Source organism: Kitasatospora sp. NPDC058184 (assembly GCF_042883725.1).
Taxonomy (GTDB): domain Bacteria; phylum Actinomycetota; class Actinomycetes; order Streptomycetales; family Streptomycetaceae; genus Kitasatospora.
Genome location: NZ_JBHVVE010000019.1, coordinates 144,336 through 164,433, shown reverse-complemented (window position 1 = coordinate 164,433; position 20,098 = coordinate 144,336). Strand labels below are relative to the sequence as shown.

The 20,098-nt window shown below is 76.5% G+C and carries 14 protein-coding genes; 6 read left to right on the top strand and 8 right to left on the bottom strand.

The features are described 5' to 3' along the window. Nucleotides 1-250: 250 nt before the first annotated feature. Nucleotides 251-2,677 carry an RICIN domain-containing protein gene (locus ACFVXH_RS30525; RefSeq protein WP_387829007.1) on the top strand — a complete coding sequence of 809 codons (2,427 nt, stop codon included), beginning with the start codon at nucleotides 251-253 and terminating at the stop codon, nucleotides 2,675-2,677. A 109-nt stretch (nucleotides 2,678-2,786) separates the two neighbouring features. Continuing rightward, entirely contained in the window at nucleotides 2,787-4,889 is a 2,103-nt protein-coding gene (locus ACFVXH_RS30520) for an alpha-galactosidase (RefSeq protein WP_387829005.1), read from the top strand. An 8-nt stretch (nucleotides 4,890-4,897) separates the two neighbouring features. Here ACFVXH_RS30520 and ACFVXH_RS30515 read toward each other — a convergent pair whose 3' ends face one another. Further along, nucleotides 4,898-5,338, bottom strand: a complete 441-nt coding sequence (locus ACFVXH_RS30515; protein ID WP_387829003.1) for a hypothetical protein — start codon at nucleotides 5,336-5,338, stop codon at nucleotides 4,898-4,900. Between the two features lie 90 nt (nucleotides 5,339-5,428). Between ACFVXH_RS30515 and sigJ the strand changes: the two genes are divergently transcribed. Then, complete coding sequence (gene sigJ / locus ACFVXH_RS30510; protein WP_387829001.1) at nucleotides 5,429-6,433, top strand: RNA polymerase sigma factor SigJ; 1,005 nt, start codon at nucleotides 5,429-5,431, stop codon at nucleotides 6,431-6,433. Between the two features lie 28 nt (nucleotides 6,434-6,461). On the opposite strand, the gene ACFVXH_RS30505 is transcribed toward sigJ, so the two are convergent. Beyond that, nucleotides 6,462-7,514 (bottom strand): alpha/beta hydrolase family protein, encoded by a 1,053-nt coding sequence (locus tag ACFVXH_RS30505; RefSeq protein WP_387829016.1) that lies wholly within the window; start codon nucleotides 7,512-7,514, stop codon nucleotides 6,462-6,464. Nucleotides 7,515-7,608: 94 nt separating this feature from the next. Beyond that, on the bottom strand, nucleotides 7,609-8,829 hold the full coding sequence (locus tag ACFVXH_RS30500) for an MFS transporter (protein ID WP_387828999.1): 1,221 nt from the start codon (nucleotides 8,827-8,829) through the stop codon (nucleotides 7,609-7,611). 54 nt (nucleotides 8,830-8,883) lie between these two features. Here ACFVXH_RS30500 and ACFVXH_RS30495 point away from each other — a divergent pair, with 54 nt between their 5' ends. Genes ACFVXH_RS30495 through ACFVXH_RS30485 form a run of 3 tightly spaced genes read left to right on the top strand, consistent with a single transcriptional unit; the run spans nucleotide 8,884 to nucleotide 10,825 of the window. Then, nucleotides 8,884-9,669, top strand: coding sequence for an AraC family transcriptional regulator (locus tag ACFVXH_RS30495; RefSeq protein WP_387828997.1), 786 nt, complete (start codon nucleotides 8,884-8,886; stop codon nucleotides 9,667-9,669). Nucleotides 9,670-9,704: 35 nt separating this feature from the next. Beyond that, a complete protein-coding gene (locus tag ACFVXH_RS30490; RefSeq protein WP_387828995.1) occupies nucleotides 9,705-10,439 on the top strand; it encodes an SOS response-associated peptidase in 735 nt (244 codons plus the stop codon). Nucleotides 10,440-10,459: 20 nt separating this feature from the next. Then, nucleotides 10,460-10,825 carry a nuclear transport factor 2 family protein gene (locus ACFVXH_RS30485; RefSeq protein ID WP_387828993.1) on the top strand — a complete coding sequence of 122 codons (366 nt, stop codon included), beginning with the start codon at nucleotides 10,460-10,462 and terminating at the stop codon, nucleotides 10,823-10,825. Nucleotides 10,826-10,843: 18 nt separating this feature from the next. Here the strand turns inward: ACFVXH_RS30485 and ACFVXH_RS30480 are convergent, their stop codons facing one another. Genes ACFVXH_RS30480 through ACFVXH_RS30460 form a run of 5 tightly spaced genes read right to left on the bottom strand, consistent with a single transcriptional unit; the run spans nucleotide 10,844 to nucleotide 20,008 of the window. Then, nucleotides 10,844-12,508 (bottom strand): thiopeptide-type bacteriocin biosynthesis protein, encoded by a 1,665-nt coding sequence (locus tag ACFVXH_RS30480; protein WP_387828991.1) that lies wholly within the window; start codon nucleotides 12,506-12,508, stop codon nucleotides 10,844-10,846. Between the two features lie 34 nt (nucleotides 12,509-12,542). Further along, nucleotides 12,543-14,417: a TOMM precursor leader peptide-binding protein gene (locus ACFVXH_RS30475; RefSeq protein WP_387828989.1), complete on the bottom strand. Its 1,875-nt coding sequence runs from the start codon at nucleotides 14,415-14,417 to the stop codon at nucleotides 12,543-12,545. Continuing rightward, a complete protein-coding gene (locus ACFVXH_RS30470; protein WP_387828987.1) occupies nucleotides 14,414-16,087 on the bottom strand; it encodes a hypothetical protein in 1,674 nt (557 codons plus the stop codon). Before ACFVXH_RS30470 ends, ACFVXH_RS30475 begins: the two co-directional genes overlap by 4 nt. Next, entirely contained in the window at nucleotides 16,084-17,325 is a 1,242-nt protein-coding gene (locus ACFVXH_RS30465) for a hypothetical protein (protein WP_387828985.1), read from the bottom strand. The genes ACFVXH_RS30470 and ACFVXH_RS30465 overlap by 4 nt, the downstream gene beginning before the upstream one ends. Next, complete coding sequence (locus tag ACFVXH_RS30460) at nucleotides 17,318-20,008, bottom strand: lantibiotic dehydratase (RefSeq protein ID WP_387828983.1); 2,691 nt, start codon at nucleotides 20,006-20,008, stop codon at nucleotides 17,318-17,320. Before ACFVXH_RS30460 ends, ACFVXH_RS30465 begins: the two co-directional genes overlap by 8 nt. Nucleotides 20,009-20,098 lie beyond the last annotated feature (90 nt).

The following is a 20,098-nucleotide window of genomic DNA, read 5'->3' as shown; positions in this document are numbered from 1 at the left end:
GACCGTCACGGGGCCCGGACCGCGACCGTTCCCAGATCGTGAAGGCCCCTGCCCACCCCCGTCGGGCAGGGGCCTTCACCTCTTCTCCCAGCTGTCTCCCGGAAGCCGTCACCGCGCATCCCGTTGACGTGACCGAGCCCACCATGTGAAATGTCACCCATCACATGCGATGCATCGTAACGCACACCACCCATCCGATTTGAACGTTCAAACGCCATCGCCCCGCCACCCGACCGGAGGTAGCTCCGCCATGCCGCCCCGCCCCCGCGCCTTACCCACCGGTCTCGCCCTCCTGGCCGTCCTCGCCGCCCAGGCCCTCGGCGCCGCCCCGGCCCTGGCGGCCGCCGGAACGCCGCTCGTCGACGGCGGCGGCTACCTCCTCGGCTCCGCCCTGGACGGCAGCTGCCTCGGCCCGCAGTACGCCCAGCCCGCCCCCGGCACCCCGGTGGTCGGCGCCGCCTGCGGGCGGCTGCTCAGCCAGCGCTGGCAGCTGCGCCGCACCGGCACCGACTACCTGCTCGTGAACGCCGCCAGCGGCCGCTGCCTCACCCTCGGCGGCCCGGACCGCCGCCCCGCCACCGCCGACTGCGGCAGCTCCCCCGAGGCCGAGCGCTTCACCGTCTCCCGCGCGCCGCAGGGCACCTACACCCTCACCACCCGCGGCACCGGCGGCTGCCTGACCGCCGACCCGGCCCCGGTGGCCCACCACTGCGACAACCGCCCCGCCCACCGCTGGAAGCTCACCCGCACCGAGCCGCTGGTCCTCGCCGACCCCGGCTTCGAGCAGAGTGGTACGAGCAGCACGAGCGGCACGAACGGCACGAACGGCGCCGCCACCGCCGGCAGCACCTCCGGCGGCTGGACCTTCACCCCCCACACCGGCACCGCCACCAACAACCCGCACGGCGGCACCCGCCTCGCCTACCTCGACGCCGGCCCCGGCTACGCGGTGAGCCAGCAGGTGACCGCCGTCACCGCGGGCAGCTACGACCTGTCCGCCTGGATCGCGACGGGCGGCGCCGGCGGCAGCCTCTCGGTGAGCGTCAACGGCACCGTGGTGCGCTCCCTCCCGCTGCCCGAGCAGTCCCTCTACGCGAAGTACACCCTCCCCCGGGTCCGGGTCGCCCCCGGCGACCGGCTGACCCTCACCATCGGCTCCTCCCCCACGGGTTGGATCAACGTGGACGACGCCGCCGTCGCCCCGGCCGCCCCCAACGACCCGGTGATCAGCTCCTCCGACCCCGAGGCCGTCGCCCTCTTCGACTGGGCCAAGGCCAAGGCCAACAGCTGGGTGCAGCAGGCCGGCGCCACCGGCGTGCTCGACCAGGACGAGAACCACCCCGGCGGCACCGGCACCACCACCTACGACGCCACCTACTGGGCCGGCTACCCGTTCCGCTCCGCCTTCTACAGCCGCGACTTCGCCCACCAGCTGGTCGGCGCCCACCTGCTCGGCCTGGACGCCGAGAACAAGACCATGCTGCGCGGCTTCGCGGCCTCCGCCACCGAGGTCAACAAGCTCTACCCGGTCTGGGCGCTCAACTTCGACGCCCGCAGCTACGGCGCCATCGACTACCGGAGCCCCGACCGCTTCGTCCGCGAGCTGCCCGCGCCGTTCGAACTCGTCCAGCAGGCCGGCGAGGCCTACCGCTGGACCGGCGACCGCGACTACGCCGAGGACCCGGGCCTGGGCCGGTACGTGCGCAACACGCTCGGCCCGTTCATCGCCGCCCGCCCCGGCCCGGTCGACAACGGCGGGGTGCCGATCCCGCAGGCCACCAGCCGCAGCATCTTCGCCGGCACCGCCAGCTACGCCGAGAACGCCACCCGCACCTACGCCGAGGCCGGGGACGCGGTCGGCGCCCAGTACCAGGCCTACCTCTCCGCCGCCGCGCTGGCCGACGCCCGGGGCGACGCCGCCTCCGCCGCCGGCTACCGGAAGGCCGCCGAGCAGCTGCGCGCGTACGTCAACTCCACCTGGAGCGTGGACGGTTCGCAGCCCGGCGAGGTCGTCCACGGCTACGACACCGCTGGCAAGCCGATCACCGGCTGGGGCTACGAGGCGAGCGTGCTGATGCCGGTCAAGGGGCTGCTCGACCCGGGCCCGCGCCGGGACGCCCAGCTCGCCGCCATCGACGCCGCCGACTCCGGCCCGGAGCGCTCGGCGAACCTGGAGGCCTACACCTACCTGCCGGACGCCTTCTTCGCCAACCACGACGGCAGCACCGCCTGGAAGTGGATGCGGCACGTCTACGAGAGCGTCGGCGAGCCGCACGTGAGCGGCGCGATGCTGAACGGCGACTACCCCGAGGTCCCGTTCACCCTGCTCGCGCAGACCGTCCAGGGCCTGCTCGGCGTCACCCCCGACGCCGCCGGCCACGCGCTCTCCACCACCCCGCAGCTGCCCGCCTCGATGGGCTGGCTCCAGGTCGCGGGCATCCCGGTGGGCGGCGGCACGGTGACCGTCCGCCACGACGGCGCGCAGCGCAGCACCGTCACCAACACCGGTACGGAGCCCGTCACTTGGGAGGCCCGCTTCCCCGGTCAGCACGCCCGCGCCACCGTCGACGGCGAGCAGCGGGAGGCCCGCACCACGACCCTCGACGGCACGACCTACACCTCCATCACCGTGACCCTCGCGCCCGGACACTCCGCGACCGCGACCGTCACCGACTGACCCCCACACAGCACAACCGCGGCCGGCCGGCCCCACCCGGCCGGCCGCACCCCCCTCACTTCCTGACGGTTCGTCATCTCACCATCCCCCACCCCTCAGGAGGGCGCTCATGCGCCGAACCCGCCGCCGTTTCGCGGCATCCCTGCTCTCCCTCGCGCTCGCGACCGCCGGCCTCGGAGCCGTCGGCCTCGGCACGGCCGCTCCCGCCACCGCCACCCCCACCCCCACCCCCACCCCCACCGCGATCGGCACCGGCCCCGGCCTCGGCAACGGCAACGCCCTGACCCCGCCGATGGGCTGGAACTCCTGGAACTCCCTCGGCACCGAGGTCACCCAGGACCAGGTCGTCCAGACCATCGACTTCATGGCCGCCAACGGCCTGGTCGCGGCCGGCTACGACACCGTCACCATCGACGACGGCTGGTCGCTCTGGCACCGCGACGGCCAGAGCTCCGATCTGGTCCGCAACGCCGACGGCGGCCTCCAGCTGTACGACAACGCCGGCAACCCGGTCAGCGGCACCGACGGCACCGGCAACGACCCCACCTCCGGCCACCTGGTCCCGCGCCCCGACCACTTCCCCGAGCGGACCGTCGACGGCCACACCGTCAACGGCATCGCGTACCTCGCCCAGTACGCGCACAGCAAGGGCATGAAGTTCGGCCTCTACGCCACCGACACCTACCTCACCTGCCAGATGCACCCCGGCAGCCTCGGCCACGAGTCCACCGACGCCGCCGACTTCGTCTCCTGGGGCGTCGACTTCGTCAAGTACGACGACTGCCCGTACGGCCCGCAGATCGTCGGCCCGGACGGGCACAACTACTACACCCAGGGCGAGGGCAAGGAGCTGACCCGCTCCATCTACGCCCGGGTGCAGACCTTCCAGCACGCCCTGGACGCCGCCTCCGCCGCCCAGGGGAAGTCCAAGGTCACCCTCAGCGTCTCCGCCCAGCCCGTCCACAGCGGGGTCCCGTACCTGCTCGCCGCCGACGACCCGGCCCGCACCGACCCGGTGGTCCAGGCCGCCGGGACGGCCCCCTTCCACGCCCCCGGCTACGCGCCCACCGGCATCTGGTGCGGCCAGGTCGCCAACCTCTGCCGGATCGGCGGCGACCGGGACAGCGAGCTCGACGGGGTGCTCTGGAACGGGCAGTTGCAGACCGCGCTGCAGTACCCGGGCAACGTCCGCCCGGGCAGCTGGAACGACCTGGACATGATGTTCACCGGCTGGCAGGACGTCTACGGCCTGTGGGGCACCACGGACACCTGCACCTGCCACAAGCCCTTCACCGACGACGAGTCGCGGACGGAGGCCTCGGTCCTCGCCATGCTCGCCGCGCCGATGATCTCCGGCGCCGACCTGCGCACCGCCGCGCAGTCGCAGCACAGCGCGGACGGCTACACCTGGTCCACCGGGATCAACGACACCAGCCTGGCGATCCTGAAGAACAAGGAGGTCATCGCCGTCGACCAGGACGGCCTGGCGAAGCCCGCCACCCTGGTCGGCGCCAAGCCGGCCGACGGGCACGCCCCGGTGGTCCTCAAGCGGCAGCTCGCCAACGGCGACACCGCCGTGCTGCTGGTCAACCAGGACCCGTCGGCCGGCCGCACCGTCGCCACCAGCCTCGCCGAACTCGGCCTCGGCGGCTCCGGCTACCAGGCCGAGGAGCTGTGGACGGGCGCGGGTTCGACCGTCACCGGACCGATCAGCGCCGCCCTCCCGCCGCACGGCGCGGCCCTGTACCGGCTCGCCAAGCAGGGCACCGGCGGGCCGTCCGGCGTGGTCGACGACGGTGCGTACCACTCGCTGAGCAGCGGCGGCCTCGCGCTGTCCCTGCTCGGCTCGTGCACCGCGCCGATCGGCTCGATCACCGACCTGGAGCCCGCACGCGCCGGCGACCCGGCGCAGCGGTGGACCTTCACCGGCAACCCCGACGGCACCGTCCGGATCAGCGACGACTGCGCCACCGGCACCCACCGGCACACCGTGCTCTCCGCCGGGGCCTCGGCCGGTGACAGCGCCTACCTGCTCGACCTGTCGCCCGGCAACCCCTGGCAGGAGTGGAAGCTGACCCAGGACCAGGCCACCGGCTCCGTCACCGTCACCAACGCCGCGACCGGCCTCGCCCTCGACGCGGGCGCCGGCACCGCCGGAACCCCCGTCACCACCCGCCCGGCAACCGGCCAGCGCTGGACCCCCGGGTCCTGAGGGAGCACTCAGTCCCTCGTGCCGGCCGTTCGCCGCGTGGCGCGGACGGCCGGCATCCGGACCAGCGCCGCCACGCTCAGCCCGAAGACGACCACGCCCAGCGGGACGTGGACCGACGGCACGTGCGCGACGCCCAGCACGACCTGCGCCGAGGCCAGCACCAGGAACCCGGTGGCGTACAGGATCGGCCGGGGCGAGCCGCCGCCGGGCCGCCAGGCCAGGACGGCGGCGAGCAGGTACAGCATCGAGGACCCGTACATCACGCGCGCGCCGACGCTGTGCAGCGTCTCGCCGTAGGAGGTGGAGAGCAGCAGCCCGGCCGTGACCGCCTGGAAGAGGATCGCCACGGTCTGCAGGACAACGGAGGCCCGGAGGAAGGTGTGGGCGCGCGGCCGCGCCGCCGTGTCCGTGGTGCCCGTGGTCGCCTCCGCCGTCGTTCCGATGGCCATGACGCGCTCCCCTCTTCTGCCTCGCGGCAGCTGATCGATAGTGTCCCGCTCATCCGACGACACAGGCCGGCGAAGTGTGAGGCGAGGTCCATGACGGACGAGCAGACCCGGGGAGCGGCCCCGGCCGTGGACACCCCCTCCGTACCGGACCCGGGCGTGGTCGTCGGCGAGCGGCGGCAGCTGATCAACCTGGCCTACCGGCTGCTCGGTTCGCTGGCCGAGGCCGAGGACGCGGTGCAGGAGACGTACACCCGGTGGTACACGCTGTCCCGGGCGCAACAGGAGGCCATCGCCTCGCCGGGCGCCTGGCTGTCCACGGTGGCCGGCCGGGTCTGCCTGGACCAGCTCGGGTCGGCGCGGGCCCGGCGGGAGCGCTACGTCGGCGAGTGGCTGCCCGAGCCGCTGCCCGACCGCGGCGAGTGGGTCGGCGGCCCGGCCGGCGGCGGCGAGCCGGCCGATCCCGCGGACTGGGTCACCCTGGACGAGTCGGTGACCATGGCGTTCCTGGTCGTCCTGGAGGCGATGACCCCGGCGGAGCGGGTGGCGTTCATCCTGCACGACGTCTTCCGCTACCCCTTCCCCGAGGTGGCCGGGATCGTCGGCCGCACCCCGGCGGCCTGCCGCCAGCTGGCCTCCTCCGCCCGCCGCCGGATCAGGGCCGCCCGGGCCCCGGCGACCCCGACGGGCGCGCAGGCCGGGCTGGTACGGAACTTCAAGCGGGCCTGGGAGGCCCGGGACATCGCGGCCCTGGTCGGCCTGCTCGCCCCCGACGCCACGATGACCGCCGACGCCGGCGGCCTGGCCGGCGCCGCCCTGCGCCCGGTGGTGGGCGGCGAGCGGATCGCCCGGTACCTGGTCCACTTCGCCGACCGCGCCCCCGGGCTCACCCTCCTCGAACGGACCGTCAACGGCCGCCCCGGCCTGGTCGCCCGGCTCGGCGGCCGCACCGCGACGGTGGCGGCCTTCGACCTGGCCGACGGCCGGATCACCCGCGTCTGGGCGGTCCGCAACCCGGAGAAGCTGCGCCCGTGGACGGAGCACGAACCGGAGCCGGAGCCGGAGCGCGAGCCGGAGCGCGAACCGCACGGCCGCTGAGCGGCGCGGCGGGCGGTCTCAGCGTGGGTCACCCCTTCGGGCGGTCGGGCGAGGCCGGGTCGAGCGAGGACAGGAAGTTCCGCATGCCGTCGAGGTAGCCGGGGGTGAACAGCGAGCGCGGTGCGGCGACGGCGAGGAAGGTGCTGCGCAGCTCGGAGTCCTCGACGTCCTTGGACACCATGTTGTGGGTCGAGTCCGGGAAGCGCAGGACGTGGAGCAGGCCCGGGGTGGTGACGAGGCGGCGGTAGCCGGCCTCGGTGTCGTCGCTGTCGACGTTGACGTCCCGGCCGCCGAGGACGAGCTGCACCGGGACCCGGAGGGCGGCGAGGTCCTCGGTGGCGTCGGCGAGGTGGTTGCGCTTGTTGAACGCCCAGCGCTCGGGGGTCAGCCCGTCGACGTCGCCGCCGGCGGCCCGGTACTCCTCGAAGGTCGAACCGGCCCGCAGGGCGGCCAGGTTGCGGTCGCTGCGGGCGACGGCGGCCGCGGTCTCCGCGGGCGAGGCGTGCCGCTCCCTCAGCTCGGCGAGCAGGTTGTAGCGGCCCTGCTGGAGCCAGTTGACGGCGGTGCCGACGGCGATCACGAACCTGACGTCCGGGGACTGCCGGGCGGCCTTGGGCATCACCCAGCCGGCCTGGCTGGCGCCCCAGAGCCCGATCCGGTTCGGGTCGATGCCGGGCTGGGCCTTGGCCCAGCGGATCGCGGCGAGGGTCTCGTCGGCGCGGTCCTGCATGCTCTGGTCCAGCCAGTCGCCGGGGGCGTTGTTGACGCCGGGCTTGTCCCAGGAGAGCGTCGCGTACCCGGCCTTCGCCATGGCCTCCCAGAGCGGCCGGTAGAAGGTGTCGTGGGTGGCGTCCACGGGCCCGTCGCCGTGGACGAAGACCACCAGTCCGTACGGCCCGTGGCCGCCGGTGGGGCGGGCCAGGACGCCCTGGAGCGGCTGCCTGCCGCCGGTGACGGTGACCCGCTCCTCCGTGAGGTCGTACTCGTTCTGGTAGACCACCCAGCCGCCCGCGCCGGCCAGCAGCACGGCCACGGACAGCAGTGAGCCCCAGAGCCACCGGCGCCTGCCGAACATCTTCATAGCGTTCACTCACCAATCGTTCGTTTCAAAAACGACCGTAGCAGATATGAACACAATGAGGTGATCGTCTTTCCCGCCGCCTACCCGGAGGCGGTCACCGCCCGACCGGCGCCGTCCCGGCCTCGGGAGCCACCGGCTCCGTCACCACCGGTTCCGGCAGCGTCCGGAACAGCGCCCAGCTCAGCACCGGCATCAGCACCAGCGGCAGCAGCGCCGTACGCAGCGAGGTCGCGTCCGCGAGGGCGCCGATCACCGGGCTCGCCAGTCCGCCGATGCTCACCGTCAGCCCGAGGGTGATCCCGCTCGCCGTACCGATCCGCGACGGCAGGTAGTCCTGCCCCAGCGTGACCTGAAGGGAGAACGGCACGTACAGGCCCGCCGAGGTCAGCGCCACGAACAGGTACAGCGCCGGGCCCGGCACCAGCAGCACCCCGGCCACCGCGACCGCCGCCACCAGGTACGACCAGCGGGCCACCGCCACCCGCCCCCACCGGTCCGCCAGCGCGCCGCCCAGCACCGATCCCACCGCACCGCCCGCGTACAGCACCACCAGCGCCGCCGTGCCCGCCGCCGGACCGCCGCCCAGGCGCTGGGTGGTGAACAGCGAGAGGAAGGTGCTCAGTCCGACGAACGCGACCGAGCGGCAGACCACCGCCAGCGACAGCCGCACGAAGGCCGCCCGGTCGTCGGCGCCCGGAACCGGCTCCCTCGCCTCCCCGGCCGCCCGCCGCCGCTCCAGTTCGCGCAGCACCGGCAGGCAGAGCGCGGCGCCCGCGAGCGCGGGCAGCGCCAGCAGCGGAGTCAGCCGCAGCCCGCCCGTCCCGACCACGGCGGCGACCAGCAGCGGGGCGGCGGCGAAGCCCAGATTGCCGCCCAGCGAGAACCAGGCCATCCCCCGGTGGGTGCCCGGACCGCGCCGCCCGTCCACCGCCCGCCGCGCCGCCAGCCGGGCCACCCGGGCCGACTCCGGGTGGTAGGCCGCCACCCCGACCCCGGACAGCGCCACGAAGGCCAGCGTCAGCCCGTACGAGCCGCTCACCCCGCTGAGCGCGATGCCCGCACCGCCCACCAGCGTGCTGACCGGCAGCAGCCAGGGCAGCGGCCGGCGGTCGGTGAGCGCCCCGAACAGCGGCTGCGCCACCGAGGAGAGCAGCGAGGCGGCAAGCACCACCCCGGACACGGCGGCGTAGCCGTAGTGGCGCTCGGCCGCGAAGAACGGCACCAGGGCCGCCACCGCGCCCTGGTAGACGTCCACACAGGAGTGCCCGACGGAGAGCAGGAGGATCGACCTGCGGTCGGAGGATCGTTTCGGCATGCCGCCAGCCTCGGGCCCGCACCCGCTGTCGGACTTCCGATAACCTGCCATCCGATGCCGAGAATCCGCCACGATCCCGTCACCTCGCACCACGCAGCCGTCGCCTCGCGCCACACTCCCGTCGCGTCGACCGGGGCCCGCCTGCTGCCCTCCGGCGGCGCCATCGACGCGCACCGGCACGACGACCACCAGATCGCCTACGCCGCCCGCGGCGTGGTCGGCATCACCACCGACGCCGGCTCCTGGGTCGCCCCCGGCGACCGCGCTCTGTGGATCCCGGCCGGCACCGTCCACGCCCACCAGGCCCACGGCGAACTCGAACTCCACCTGGTCGGCCTGCCCGCCGCCGACAACCCGCTCGGCCTCGACCGCCCGACCGTCCTCGCCGTCGGCCCGCTGCTGCGCGAACTGATCGTCGCCTACACCCGCACCCCCGACCAGGACACCCCCGAACGCGCCCGGCTCCGGGCCGTCCTGCTCGACCAGCTGCGCGCCTCCCCGCAGAGCCCGCTCCACCTCCCCACCCCCGCCGCACCCCTGCTCCGCGCCCTGTGCGCGCTCCTGGAGGCCGACCCGGCCGACGGCCGTACGCTCGCCGGACTCGGCCGCGCCGTCGGCGCCAGCGACCGCACCCTCTCCCGGCTGTTCCGCACCGACCTCGGCATGACCTTCCCCCAGTGGCGCACCCAGCTGCGGCTGCACCACGCCCTGGTGCTGCTCGCCGAGGGCCTGCCCGTCACCACCGTGGCACACCGCTGCGGATGGGCCTCCGCCAGCGCCTTCATCGACGTGTACCGCCGCGCCTTCGGACACACCCCGGGCGGGCGCGCGCCGCGCTGAACGCCGTTGTCCGTACCGCGTGGCAGGCTGGGGGCATGTGCGGCCGCTTCGTCTCCACCACCACGCCCCAGGACCTCGTCTCCCTGCTCGGGGAGCTCCGGTGGGACCCGGCCGAGACCTTCGCGCCGAGCTGGAACGTCGCCCCGACCGACCCGGTCCCGGCCGTCCTGGAACGCGTCGACCGGGACACCGGCGAGCTGCTGCGCCCGCTGCGCTGGGGCCTGGTCCCGTCCTGGGCCAAGGACCCGTCCGGCGGCGCCCGCCTGATCAACGCCCGCTCGGAGACCGTCGACACCAAGCCCGCCTTCCGCAAGGCCTTCACCACCCGCCGCTGTGTGATCCCCGCCGACGGCTACTTCGAGTGGCGCGAGGTCCCCGCCGCCGCCGACCGGAAGAAGTACAAGCAGCCCTACTTCCTCAGCACCGGCGGCCTGATGCTGATGGCCGGCCTCTACGAGTTCTGGCGCGACCCCACCCGCCCCGAGGACGACCCGCTCGCCTGGCTGGCCACCGCCACCGTCATCACCACCGACGCCACCGACTCCGCCGGCCGCGTCCACGACCGGATGCCCCTCACCATCGCCCCCGACGACCTCGCCACCTGGCTCTCCCCCGCCCACACCGACCCCGCCGAACTCCACCACCTGCTGCACAGCCCCGCCGACGACACCCTGCGCGTCCGCGCCGTCCCCACCACCGTCAACAGCGTCCGCAACAACGGCCCCCACCTGCTGGACACCGCCCCGGACCCACTGGGCCTGGCGGACTGAGGCCGAACCAGGGAGATCGCATGAACGGCACCCCCGCGAGCGTCGTCGAGGCGGCGTTCCGCTGCTACCGGTCGCAGGACCGCGAGGCGGCCCTGCCGCTGTACGCCGAGGACTTCACGTTCACCAGCCCCCAGGACGACCGCATCGACAAGGCCGCGTTCTTCGAGCGCTGCTTCCCCACCGCCCACCGGTTCACGGAGCAGCGGCTGCTGCGGGTGACACCCGCCGACGAGGAACTCGTGTTCGCCTACTACGAGTACGAGCTGACCACGGGGGACCGCTACCGCAACGTCGAAGCGGTCACGGTCCGGGACGGGCTGATCCGGGAGGTCCAGGTCTTCTTCGGCGGCCGGCAGCCGGCTCCGGGCACGCCCGCGACGCCGTGAACCGGCCGCTCCATCGGCCTACTTGATCGTCCGGGCGGTCCCCGGGCGGCCCAGGGGGAGGAGGTACTGGACGGGTTCGCCGAGGTCGTCGAGGGCGAGGAGTTCGTGGGCCAGGTCGTCCTGGAGGCCGCCGAGGGGGGTGGTGCCGAGGCCGAAGGCGGCGGAGGTCAGCAGGAGGTTCTGGGTCAGGTGGCCGGCTTCGAGGAGGCCGAGGCGCAGGGCGCGCAGGCCGTAGCGGCGGCGGAGGTGGGCGAGGTCGAGGTGGACGGCGAGGACGGCGGGGGCCTGGTCGATGCCGATGGCGTCCGGGTCGTCGGCCGGGCGGGAGAGGTAGGAGGAGAGGGCCTTGAGGTCGTCGAGGGCGGGGGCCGGGCCGATCGGGCGCAGGCTGCGGTGTTCGGGGAGGCACTGGTAGGTGCCGGCGGGCAGGCCGTCCACGGCGAGGGCGAGCAGGCGCAGCCGTACGGTGTGCAGGGCGCCCGCGCTCGGGTACGGGCGGTGGCCGGTGTCGGGGTTGGCGGCGTAGGCGGACCAGAGCAGTCCGCCGAGGGTGCCGGCGGTGAGCGGGCCGGTCAGCGGGCCGCGGGTGGAGTGGCGGGTGCGCAGGGCGTCGGCGAGGGTGACGGGCGGCAGCGGGTCGGCGGGCAGCGGGAGGTCGCCGGGGCGGGGGCACGGGGCCGGGTGGTGCGGCAGGTCGCGCAGGGCGGTGTCCTCGGGGCGGCCGATCTGGAACTTGCTGCGTTCCAGGTACTGGTGGTCCGGGGCGTGGTGGTCGGCGGGGAAGAAGGTGAACGGCTGCCCGGTCTCCAGCAGGGTGCGGGCGGCGAGGCGGCAGACCGCCCGCTCCTCGTCGGGGCCGACGCCTAGCCGGTTGAACAGCATGTGCAGCTGGGAGGCCCAGACCCAGGAGAGGCGCTCCTCGGCGTCGGCGGGTACGGCATCGATGGGGACGGCCGCCCGCATCCGGGCGGCGGCCTCGGCGACCCGCTCCGCCCAGTCGGCCAGCCAGGGTGCGGCCGTGCCGGCGTCCAGCGCCGTGCGCAGGGCCCGGGCCCGGTGGGCCAGCGCGGTGCGCTGCCGGGCGAACACGGTGTTGACCCGGACGTGCACGGCGGCCCCGGGCAGCGGCTGGAACTCGGTGACCCACCGCCAGGAGGCGGCGTGGCGGCGCAGCCAGCGGGAGGCGGCGAGTTCGTCGAGGCCGAGGGCGTGGGCGGTGGTGTGGGCGAGGTCGAGGGCGAGCGGCAGCCGGTCCCCGGGGGCCGCGCGGAGGGCGTCCAGGGCGGCGAGGGCGGTGCGGGTGGAGTGGGTGAACACCTCCTCGGCGATCGGCAGCAGGGCCGCGCCGCCGTAGCGCTCGGTCTCGGGCTGGTACGGGACCTCCGTGACCTCGCCGAGCCCGCCCGCGAAGGGGCCCTCGGGCGGGGTGCGGCGGGCGGCGCGGCGGGTGAGCTCGGCGGCGAGGCGGGCCAGGTGCGCGGGCGCCGGGCCCGGGCCGCGGAGGCGGATGCGCAGGTGGGGGCCGCCCTCGCCGTAGCGGATGAAGAACCAGTCGGTGTCGGCGTGCCCGGCCATCAGCGGGGCGAGGTCCTCGGTGAGGAAGGCGTCGGCCTCGGGGGCGGTCAGCGGCAGCGCGAGGTGCAGGCTGTGCCAGCGGGCGGCGGGCGGCGCTTGGGTGGTCATCGCGGTCCTTCCGGGCGGCTACGGGAACGGGCGGCTACGGGAACGGGTGCGGGTGGAGCGGGAGTTCGTCGTGCCGCAGGGGCGCCGGGGTGCGGCCGAGGCGGTACGGGACGTCCAGGAGGCGGGGCAGGCCGCGGGTGCGGCGGTTGGCGTGGCCGAAGGTCATCGGCAGGGTGCCGGGGACGACGACCTTGGCGCAGTGCAGGCCCAGCCGGTCGCGGACGCCGGGTTCGTCCTGGGTGACCGCCAGGACCTCCAGGCCCTCCCCCGCCAGCCGGGCGACGGTCCGCTCCAGCAGCGCGGTGAGGTCGCCGACCGGTGCGGGGGCGCCGGGCCACCGTTCGGTCCAGGGCACCGGGGGCGGGCCGGCGAAGAGGAAGTCGAGGCGGGGCTGCGCCTCGGGCAGGGCGTTGAGGCCGACGTGGTCGTCCAGGGTGACGACCAGGTCGGGGCGGTCCAGCATCGGCCGCAGCCGCCGCGGGTCGCGCGGCCTGCCCGGGGCGGTGGCGCGGTGCGGCGCCTCCTGGACGTTGGTGACCACCTCGGCGACGGCGGAGCGGATCGCCGCCAGGGGGTCGTGGTGGGCTCCGGCGGCCAGGAAGGTGCGCGGGGCGTCGGGGTGGTCGCCGCGGTGGCGGCAGAGGGCGAGCACGGCGGGGATGCCGAGGTCGTTGGTGGCGTCGAGCAGGGTGAGCCGGTAGCCGAACAGCCGGGCGCGGTCGGCGAGTTCGGCGATCCTCGGGTCCTCGGTGGGGACGGCGACGCCGGGCAGCGGGGTGCGGGCGTACCAGGCCATCAGGAAGGCGTCGCGCTCGGCGACCTCGAACAGGCCGTAGAGCGCGGCCTCCTGGGGGCTGTTGCCGAGTCCGCAGCCGTTCGAGGACTCGTAGACCACCCGGGGGCGGTCGCGCCCGGGCACGTCCCAGTAGGCGACGTGCTCCGGGACGGCGACCGGGCGGCGGTGGGTGAGCGACCAGCCATGCACCCAGTCGAGTACCAGCTCGGGGGTGTACGGGACGGTGGCCACGGCGGGGTGCCCCGGCGGGGCGTCGTCGGGCAGGCCGAGCCGGGCCGGGTCGAGGACGGCCCCGGGCCCGCGCTCGGCGACCAGGTCGGCGTACGAGGCCCGCAGGGCGGTGCGGCGCCCGAGCGGCCGCATGCCCGCGTACCGCTCCACCGCCTCGAACAGCGCGACGCGTTCGCTGGCGCGGAAGTCCGCCGCCCGCCCGTAGCCGCCGTCGTCCAGCGCCCGGCCGTCCGTCACCCAGGCGGTGGTGAGGGCGAAGGCCGAGTCCTCGGTGCGGAACAGCCGGCGGACCGGGCCGAACCGCTCGTCGTACAGTTCGGCCCTCAACTGTCCTGTGCCCGTACGGTCGTTGGGGCCGCGCAGGACGGCCGGGTCGGGCAGGGGGCGGGGGGTGGCGGGCAGCCGGGCGGCCTCGGGGGTGTCGGCGGGCAGCGGGTGGCAGACCTCGCAGCCGCCGACCGGGCGGACCCGGTGGGTGGACCAGGAGGCCCGGCCGCCGTGCACCACGTGGACGGTGGCGACGGAATCGGCACTCTCGGCGGCCAGGTCGGCGGCGAGGGCGGTCACCGCCTCGCCGAAGGCCGGGGTGCCGGTGCCGCCGAGCGCCAGGGCCGGGCTCTGCCAGGGCACCCGGCCGCCGGCGGTGGCGAGCCGCTGGACCTCGGTGCAGCTCAGGCAGGCGGGCGCCCCGGGGTGGAGGACCGGCCCGACCACCGTCAGCGCGCCGTCCTCGCGCACCGGCACCAGGCGTACGGGGTGTGCCAGGGCGTGGCGGCTGAGCTGCTTGGCCAGACCGAGGGTCCACTCGGCGAGGTGGACGACGGCGGTGCCGCCGGTGGCGGCCAGGGCCTCGGCCGGGGTGAGCACCGGCAGCCCGTTCATGGGCGGCCCTCCCCGGTGACGAGGGCGGTGAACCCGCAGCCGTCCAGGGCGGCGGCGATCGGGCGGGCCCCGGGGGTGGCGGGCTGCCAGCGGGTCGTCCGCAGGCCGGTGAGCCGGACCAGGGCGGCGTGCAGGTCCGGTTCCCGGTCGGCGACGTCGGCGAGCCAGTGGTCGGCCCAGCCGGGGTCCGCCCAGGCGGCCGGGGTGCGCCCGGCGGCGGCGAGCGGGGCGGCGGCGCCGGAGAGGGCGGCGTGGTGGGCGGCGGCGAGGCCGCCGTCCCGGGCCAGCAGGCGGGTGAGGGCGGCCAGGGCGGCATGGGCGACCGCGTCGGCGGGGGTCGCCTCGACCGCCCTGGCCCCCTCTGCCTGCGCCAGGTACGCCTGCTCAGAGGCCAGTTGACGCACCGTCAGATCCGGTGCGCGACCGAGCCGGCGGGCCAGGGCTCCGTACCAGTGCCCGGCCTGCGGGTGCTCCCGCCAGGCGGACTCCGGCACCGGGCGGTCGCCCCGGAGCGGCCGCCCGAGGACGGCCCAGCGCAGGGCCCGGCCGAGCGCGTGGGACGGGTCGACGCCGACCACCGGTACGACTCCCCCGCCCACCGCCGCCAGGTGCAGTTCGACGGACCGGCAGGCGGCGGCCAGCCGGGCGAGGTCCGTCCGCACCGCACCGGCCGCCAGCGGGCCGGACGGGGTGCCGCAGGAGACCAGGGCCACGGGCAGCTGCGGGAGCTCGCCCGGGGACGGCGCGTCCAGCACGCCCAGCCGGGCGTCCCCGAGGGCGTCCACCCGGCGCAGCGCCTCGGCGAGGTCCCCGGGCGGCGCGGCGACGGCCCCGGGGCCCGCCGCCCACGGGTGGTAGTCGGCGCGCGGCGGGCGGGCCTCGGCGATCAGGACGGCGGGGCGCCCGGCGAGCAGCCGGGGGTCTTCGGACGGCTCGCCCGGGTCCGGCAGGCCGGCGACAGCGCAGAGCAGCCGCTGGGCACCGGCGGCGGCGAGCAGCGCGAGGAGCACCGGCGGGGGCTCGGCGCCGGGAGCGGGGGCGGTGCCGGGGCCCAGCCGGGCGGCGAGCGCCGTGGCGTCCACCCGGACCCGGGCCGGGTCGGCGGGCTCGGTGACGAAGCCGCCGTCCGCGCCGCACTGCACCGCGACCGCCACCGCACGGCCCGCCGGACCGTCCGCCACGGCCACCACCCGGCCGGGCGGCAGGCCGGGCTCGGCAACCACCGCCGGGGCCGCCGTCCCGCCCCGGGCGAGGGCGCGCGCCACCGCGCGGGCCGACGGGCCGTCCGGGTCGGCGGCCGCCACCACCGGACGGGCGGCCGCCAGGGCCGCCGCCGCGCCGCCGGGATCGTCCGCCACCGAGCCGGGCCAGGGCGGCAGGCGCTCCCCGTCCGGGTGGTCCACGAGCAGGCCGTGCTCGCGCAGCCGGGCGGTGACGGTGGCCAGCGCGGCCGCCACCTTCGGCTCGACGGCGGCGTCGGCTGCCGCGCCGGCGGCCTCCGCATCCGGCCCGAGCCGGGCGGCGAGCACCTGCCACAGCGCCGGGAGCGCCCGGCTGCCCTCCAGGGTGAGGCTGGTGTCGCGGCCGCGCAGGTGCAGCCCCTCGCGCAGCGGGGTCACCGCCACCCCGGGGCGCAGCCGGGGCCGGTGGGTCTCCGGTTCGGCCGTCATGCCGCCCCCTCCGTATACATCCGGTCCATGTACGTCCCATCGGTGCGAGTCCCGTCCGCGCGCGTCCCGTCCGTGCCCGCCTGGCCGGCCCCGGCCGCCGCCGGGGCACCGAGGAGCGCCTGCCAGCGGTGCCCGGTCAGCTCGGGCACGCTGCGCACCAGCAGGTGGGCGGCGAGGTAACGCTCCAGCGGGCGGACGTCGCAGATCGCGAGCAGCCGGTACAGGCCGTTGGTGCCGGTCCGGTTGATCAGGTAGTCCGGTCGGCGCCACATCGCGCCGTCGGGGTCGCTGCGGTGCAGCAGCCGGTGGAACTCGCTGTAGCGGGTGCGCAGTTCGGCGTTCCAGCGTTCGGCGGTGGCCCGGTCGCCGAGGGCCTCGGCGCGCTCCCGGTACGCGGCGTGGCGGCCGCCGAGGTCGGCTCCGGCCGCCAGCCGCCGCTCGGCGAGGCTCCAGGCGTTCGCCGACCAGTGCGCCCAGTCCCGCTCCCAGTCGCGCGCCCCGCCTTCGGTGATCCGGCCCACCAGCGCCGTGACCGCCCGGCCGGTGCGCTCCCAGCGGCGCTCGAAGCCGGCCCGCAGGCTGCCGTCCGGGTCCTCGTGGACCAGGAAGTCCTCCAGGTGCGAGAGCACCGAGTAGTGCGCGCCGACCAGCCCGTCCGGGTGCGCGGTGGCGTGCGCGGCGAGCGCCGTCACCACCAGCTGCACCCGCGCCTGCGGCGTGTCGCCGTGCGCGCCGAGGAAGTGGCAGGCCGAGTCCAGGGCGGGCAGGCCGGTCCGTAGCAACTCCTCGCGCAGATCGGCGGATTCGGCGCCGATCAGGGACCGCAGGGCGTGTTCGGCGGACCGGTCGACGGGCGCCGCGACGACGGTGTTGTCCGGCACCAGCGGCCCGTACGGCGGCGCGACCAGCTCGGCCCGTCCGGCGGCGGCGGCCTCGGCGAGCAACTGCTCGTCCGAGCGGTCGGCGACGGAGGGGTGGGCGGCCGCCCACGCCCGCAGCGCCTCGGCGGACCGCCGCGCCGCCCCGGACACCCGCGCCTCGGGGCCGCGCAGCCGCAGCCGCAGGTGCGGACCGAACCGCCAGTGCCGCTCGACGTGGGCGGCCAGCCCCTCGGCCGCCGCCCGCCGGGCCAGCGGCAGGACGGCTTCGCGCAGCGCGCGGGCCTTGTCGGGCCGGTAGTGGTACAGGACCACGTCCCAGGCGGTCACGGCCCCCTGGCCGTCGGCCGGGTCACTCATCGGGCGCCTCCTCGGCGACGGCGGTACGGGCGGTCCGGACGGAGTCGCGGGCAGCGGCCCCCGCCGCACTGTCCCGGCCGGGCCGGTAGGTCTCCACCACGAGTTCCACGGCCCGGGTCGGCTCCCGCTGCCCCGCGATGCCCGGCAGGGCCTCCTCCAGCACCGCGCCGCGCGGGTGCCGGGTGAGCCACTTGGCGAGGTGGCGCAGGTGCAGCGGGTTGCCGAGGTCGACGGGCTGCGGCTTGGGGGCGCGCAGGTGGGCGACGAAGGCGTCGGCGGGTGTGCCCGTGCCGTCGGCGGTGGCCGGTGCGGGGTGGAGGAAGAGCTGTTCGGGCAGGCCGAGCCGGGCCCGCCAGCGGGCGACGGTCGCGGCCGGGACCCCGTCGGGGCCCGGGTCGGCGGCGAGTTCGGCCCGCAGGGCGTCGAGCACCCCGGCCGGTAGCTGCCAGCGGCGGCGGGCGAGGACGACGTGCCGGTGGCGCAGCCGCGGGGTGCGCAGCACGCTGCCGCCGGGCGCGGCCAGGGTGGTGCGCGGCAGCAGCGGGCGGAAGTCGACGACCCCGTTGGGGTGGTCGGCGAGCAGTGGGCCGAGCCGCCGGGGCAGCATGACCGGCGCGAGGAAGCCCAGGTAGAGGACGTCGAGCAGTTCGCCGGTGCCGCGCAGCCGCAGCCGGAGCTGGTCGTCGGCCGGGTCGTGGACGAGGTCGAGGTCGGCCTCGGCGAGGCTGGTCCACCGCCGGTCGGGGCCGATCTCGTCGGCGAGCAGCCGGGGGTGGAGGTTGGCGTTGAAGCCGCCGACCGGCCGGACCTGGGCGGCGCGGGCACCGGCCCCGAGCCCGGAGCGGAGCTGCCGGGCGACCTCGGCGGCGGCCCGCGGGGGCAGGCCGTCGAGGAACCGGCTGGTGAAGCGCCCCCAGCCGCCATAGACGTGGTTGACGCACACCAGGCCGTCCACGGGGTCGCGTTGGAGGAACCAGGAGTAGCTGAGCGGCCGGGCCGCGGTCCAGTGGGGCAGCCGGGCGGCCAGGGCGCGGACCCGCTCGGCGGGGAGCACGAGTTCGCCGTCCAGCTCCGGGAGGTGGGCGAACTCCTGCCGCAGCAGGGCCAGTTCGTCCGGAAGACCGGTATCCGCCCAGGCGTCCGCCGCGTCGGCGCCGAAGTCCCAGGGCGCGTCGCACACCCCGCCGACGCCGTAGCGGGCGACGAAGCGGTCCCGGGCGGCCCGGCGCATCAGGTGGCCGTGGTCGAACAGCTCGGCGAGCGCGGTGAGTTCGGCGAGCACCGTACGGTCGGCCGCGCCCAGTCGGGGGTGCGGCGCGGCCGGCGTGTGGACGTCCTCGCTGAGGACGCTGAGCGGCGCGGCCTCGTCCGGCACCGGCCGTCCGGCGTCGGCCAGCAGTCGCCGCCAGTGGTCGGCGAGGGAGGCCAGCAGGGCGGGGCGGTGCTCGCCCGGGGTCGCCACCAACGAGCCTGTTGCCAGGTCGAGTCGGTCGAGCCGTTCAGCCAGTGCGGCGTCCTCCGGCCACTGCCGCAGCCAGTCGGCCAGGCTGCGGAGCGGCCGCCGGTCCTGCGGGTCGACCGGCTCGGCGGGCACCAGCAGTCGGGCCGTCAGGAGCCGGCCCACGAAGCGGTGCGCGGCCGGGTCGTCACCGGGGCGGCCGAGGGCCTCGGCGAGCCGGGCGGCGAGCCGGTCCGGCCGGTCCGGGGTGGCCGCGAGCGAGGCGAGCAGGGCCAGTTCGGGCCGGGCCGCGAGCTCGACCTCCTCCTCCCGGGTGACGAGGTAGCGCCCGCCCGCGAACAGCGTCTCGGCGCGGGCGTAGCGGGCGCGGCCGTCGGCGACCCGGGCGGCGCTGGTCATCCGGTGCGGCAGCGTACGGCTGCGGCGGGGGTCGTCGAGCAGGGCCTGGACGAGCGCGGCGACCAGCGCCCGGTTCTCCCGGACGACCGCGCGCGGGCCGTCCGCCGCCTCCTCCGCCTCCGCGTCCTCCGCTGTCACGTCGGAGGTCCAGCCGACGGCGGTGAACCAGGACAGCGGGCTGGTCTTGGCGGTGGCCCGCAGGGCGTGCCGCAGGACGGCCGCCTCTTCCTTCCGGGCCCGTCCGCGCGGCTCCCCGGTCGCGCCCGCCGTGTGGGCCACCGCGCGCAGCAGGTCGGCGCTGGTGAGGGCGACGGCCCGGGTGAAGGCCGGCTCCCGGCAGATGCCCGCGAGGGAGGCCCGTTCGGCGGCCAGGGCGGGCGGGACGGCATCGGCGAGCGCCGCCAGCAGCCGGGCCCGCAGCCGTCGCAGCTCCAGCCACTCGGCGAGTCGGGGGACGCGGCGCGGCAAGTCGCCGAGCCGGTCGAGCAGCGCCGCCCGCGGCGGGCGCCCGTTGTGCAGGTCGCGGCGGAGCGGCAGCACGACGCGGCGGTGGAACTCCTCGTCGTGCCCGGCCCGGCTGGCGTACAGGTCGTCGCAGAGGGCCGGCCGCAGGGCTTCGGCCGCGGCCTCGGCGGCGGTGAGGCCGCCCAGCAGCGCCCGGGCGCCCGCCGAGTCGGCGGACTGGGCGGGCCGGGCGAGGACGGTGGAGCGCACCAGGGCGTGGCGCGCGGTGTACGCGGCCGGTGCGGGTGCGTTCACGGGCGAGGGCGCGGGCGAGGGCGAGGGCACGCGGGCGTCCCGGGGCGGGGCGGTTCGGTTGGGCATGGCGGTTCCCTCCGACGGGGCCTGGCGGCGCGTCTCGTGGGACTGGTCGGACGGGCCGCGGCGTCGACGTCGCGGGCCCGGCCGGGATCC

Coding starts and splice junctions, on each gene's coding strand:
- ACFVXH_RS30525 (WP_387829007.1), top strand. CDS start 251: ATGCCGCCCCGCCCCCGCGCCTTACCCACCGGTCTCGCCCTCCTGGCC.
- ACFVXH_RS30520 (WP_387829005.1), top strand. CDS start 2,787: ATGCGCCGAACCCGCCGCCGTTTCGCGGCATCCCTGCTCTCCCTCGCG.
- ACFVXH_RS30515 (WP_387829003.1), bottom strand. CDS start 5,338: ATGGCCATCGGAACGACGGCGGAGGCGACCACGGGCACCACGGACACG.
- sigJ (WP_387829001.1), top strand. CDS start 5,429: ATGACGGACGAGCAGACCCGGGGAGCGGCCCCGGCCGTGGACACCCCC.
- ACFVXH_RS30505 (WP_387829016.1), bottom strand. CDS start 7,514: ATGAAGATGTTCGGCAGGCGCCGGTGGCTCTGGGGCTCACTGCTGTCC.
- ACFVXH_RS30500 (WP_387828999.1), bottom strand. CDS start 8,829: ATGCCGAAACGATCCTCCGACCGCAGGTCGATCCTCCTGCTCTCCGTC.
- ACFVXH_RS30495 (WP_387828997.1), top strand. CDS start 8,884: ATGCCGAGAATCCGCCACGATCCCGTCACCTCGCACCACGCAGCCGTC.
- ACFVXH_RS30490 (WP_387828995.1), top strand. CDS start 9,705: ATGTGCGGCCGCTTCGTCTCCACCACCACGCCCCAGGACCTCGTCTCC.
- ACFVXH_RS30485 (WP_387828993.1), top strand. CDS start 10,460: ATGAACGGCACCCCCGCGAGCGTCGTCGAGGCGGCGTTCCGCTGCTAC.
- ACFVXH_RS30480 (WP_387828991.1), bottom strand. CDS start 12,508: ATGACCACCCAAGCGCCGCCCGCCGCCCGCTGGCACAGCCTGCACCTC.
- ACFVXH_RS30475 (WP_387828989.1), bottom strand. CDS start 14,417: ATGAACGGGCTGCCGGTGCTCACCCCGGCCGAGGCCCTGGCCGCCACC.
- ACFVXH_RS30470 (WP_387828987.1), bottom strand. CDS start 16,087: ATGACGGCCGAACCGGAGACCCACCGGCCCCGGCTGCGCCCCGGGGTG.
- ACFVXH_RS30465 (WP_387828985.1), bottom strand. CDS start 17,325: ATGAGTGACCCGGCCGACGGCCAGGGGGCCGTGACCGCCTGGGACGTG.
- ACFVXH_RS30460 (WP_387828983.1), bottom strand. CDS start 20,008: ATGCCCAACCGAACCGCCCCGCCCCGGGACGCCCGCGTGCCCTCGCCC.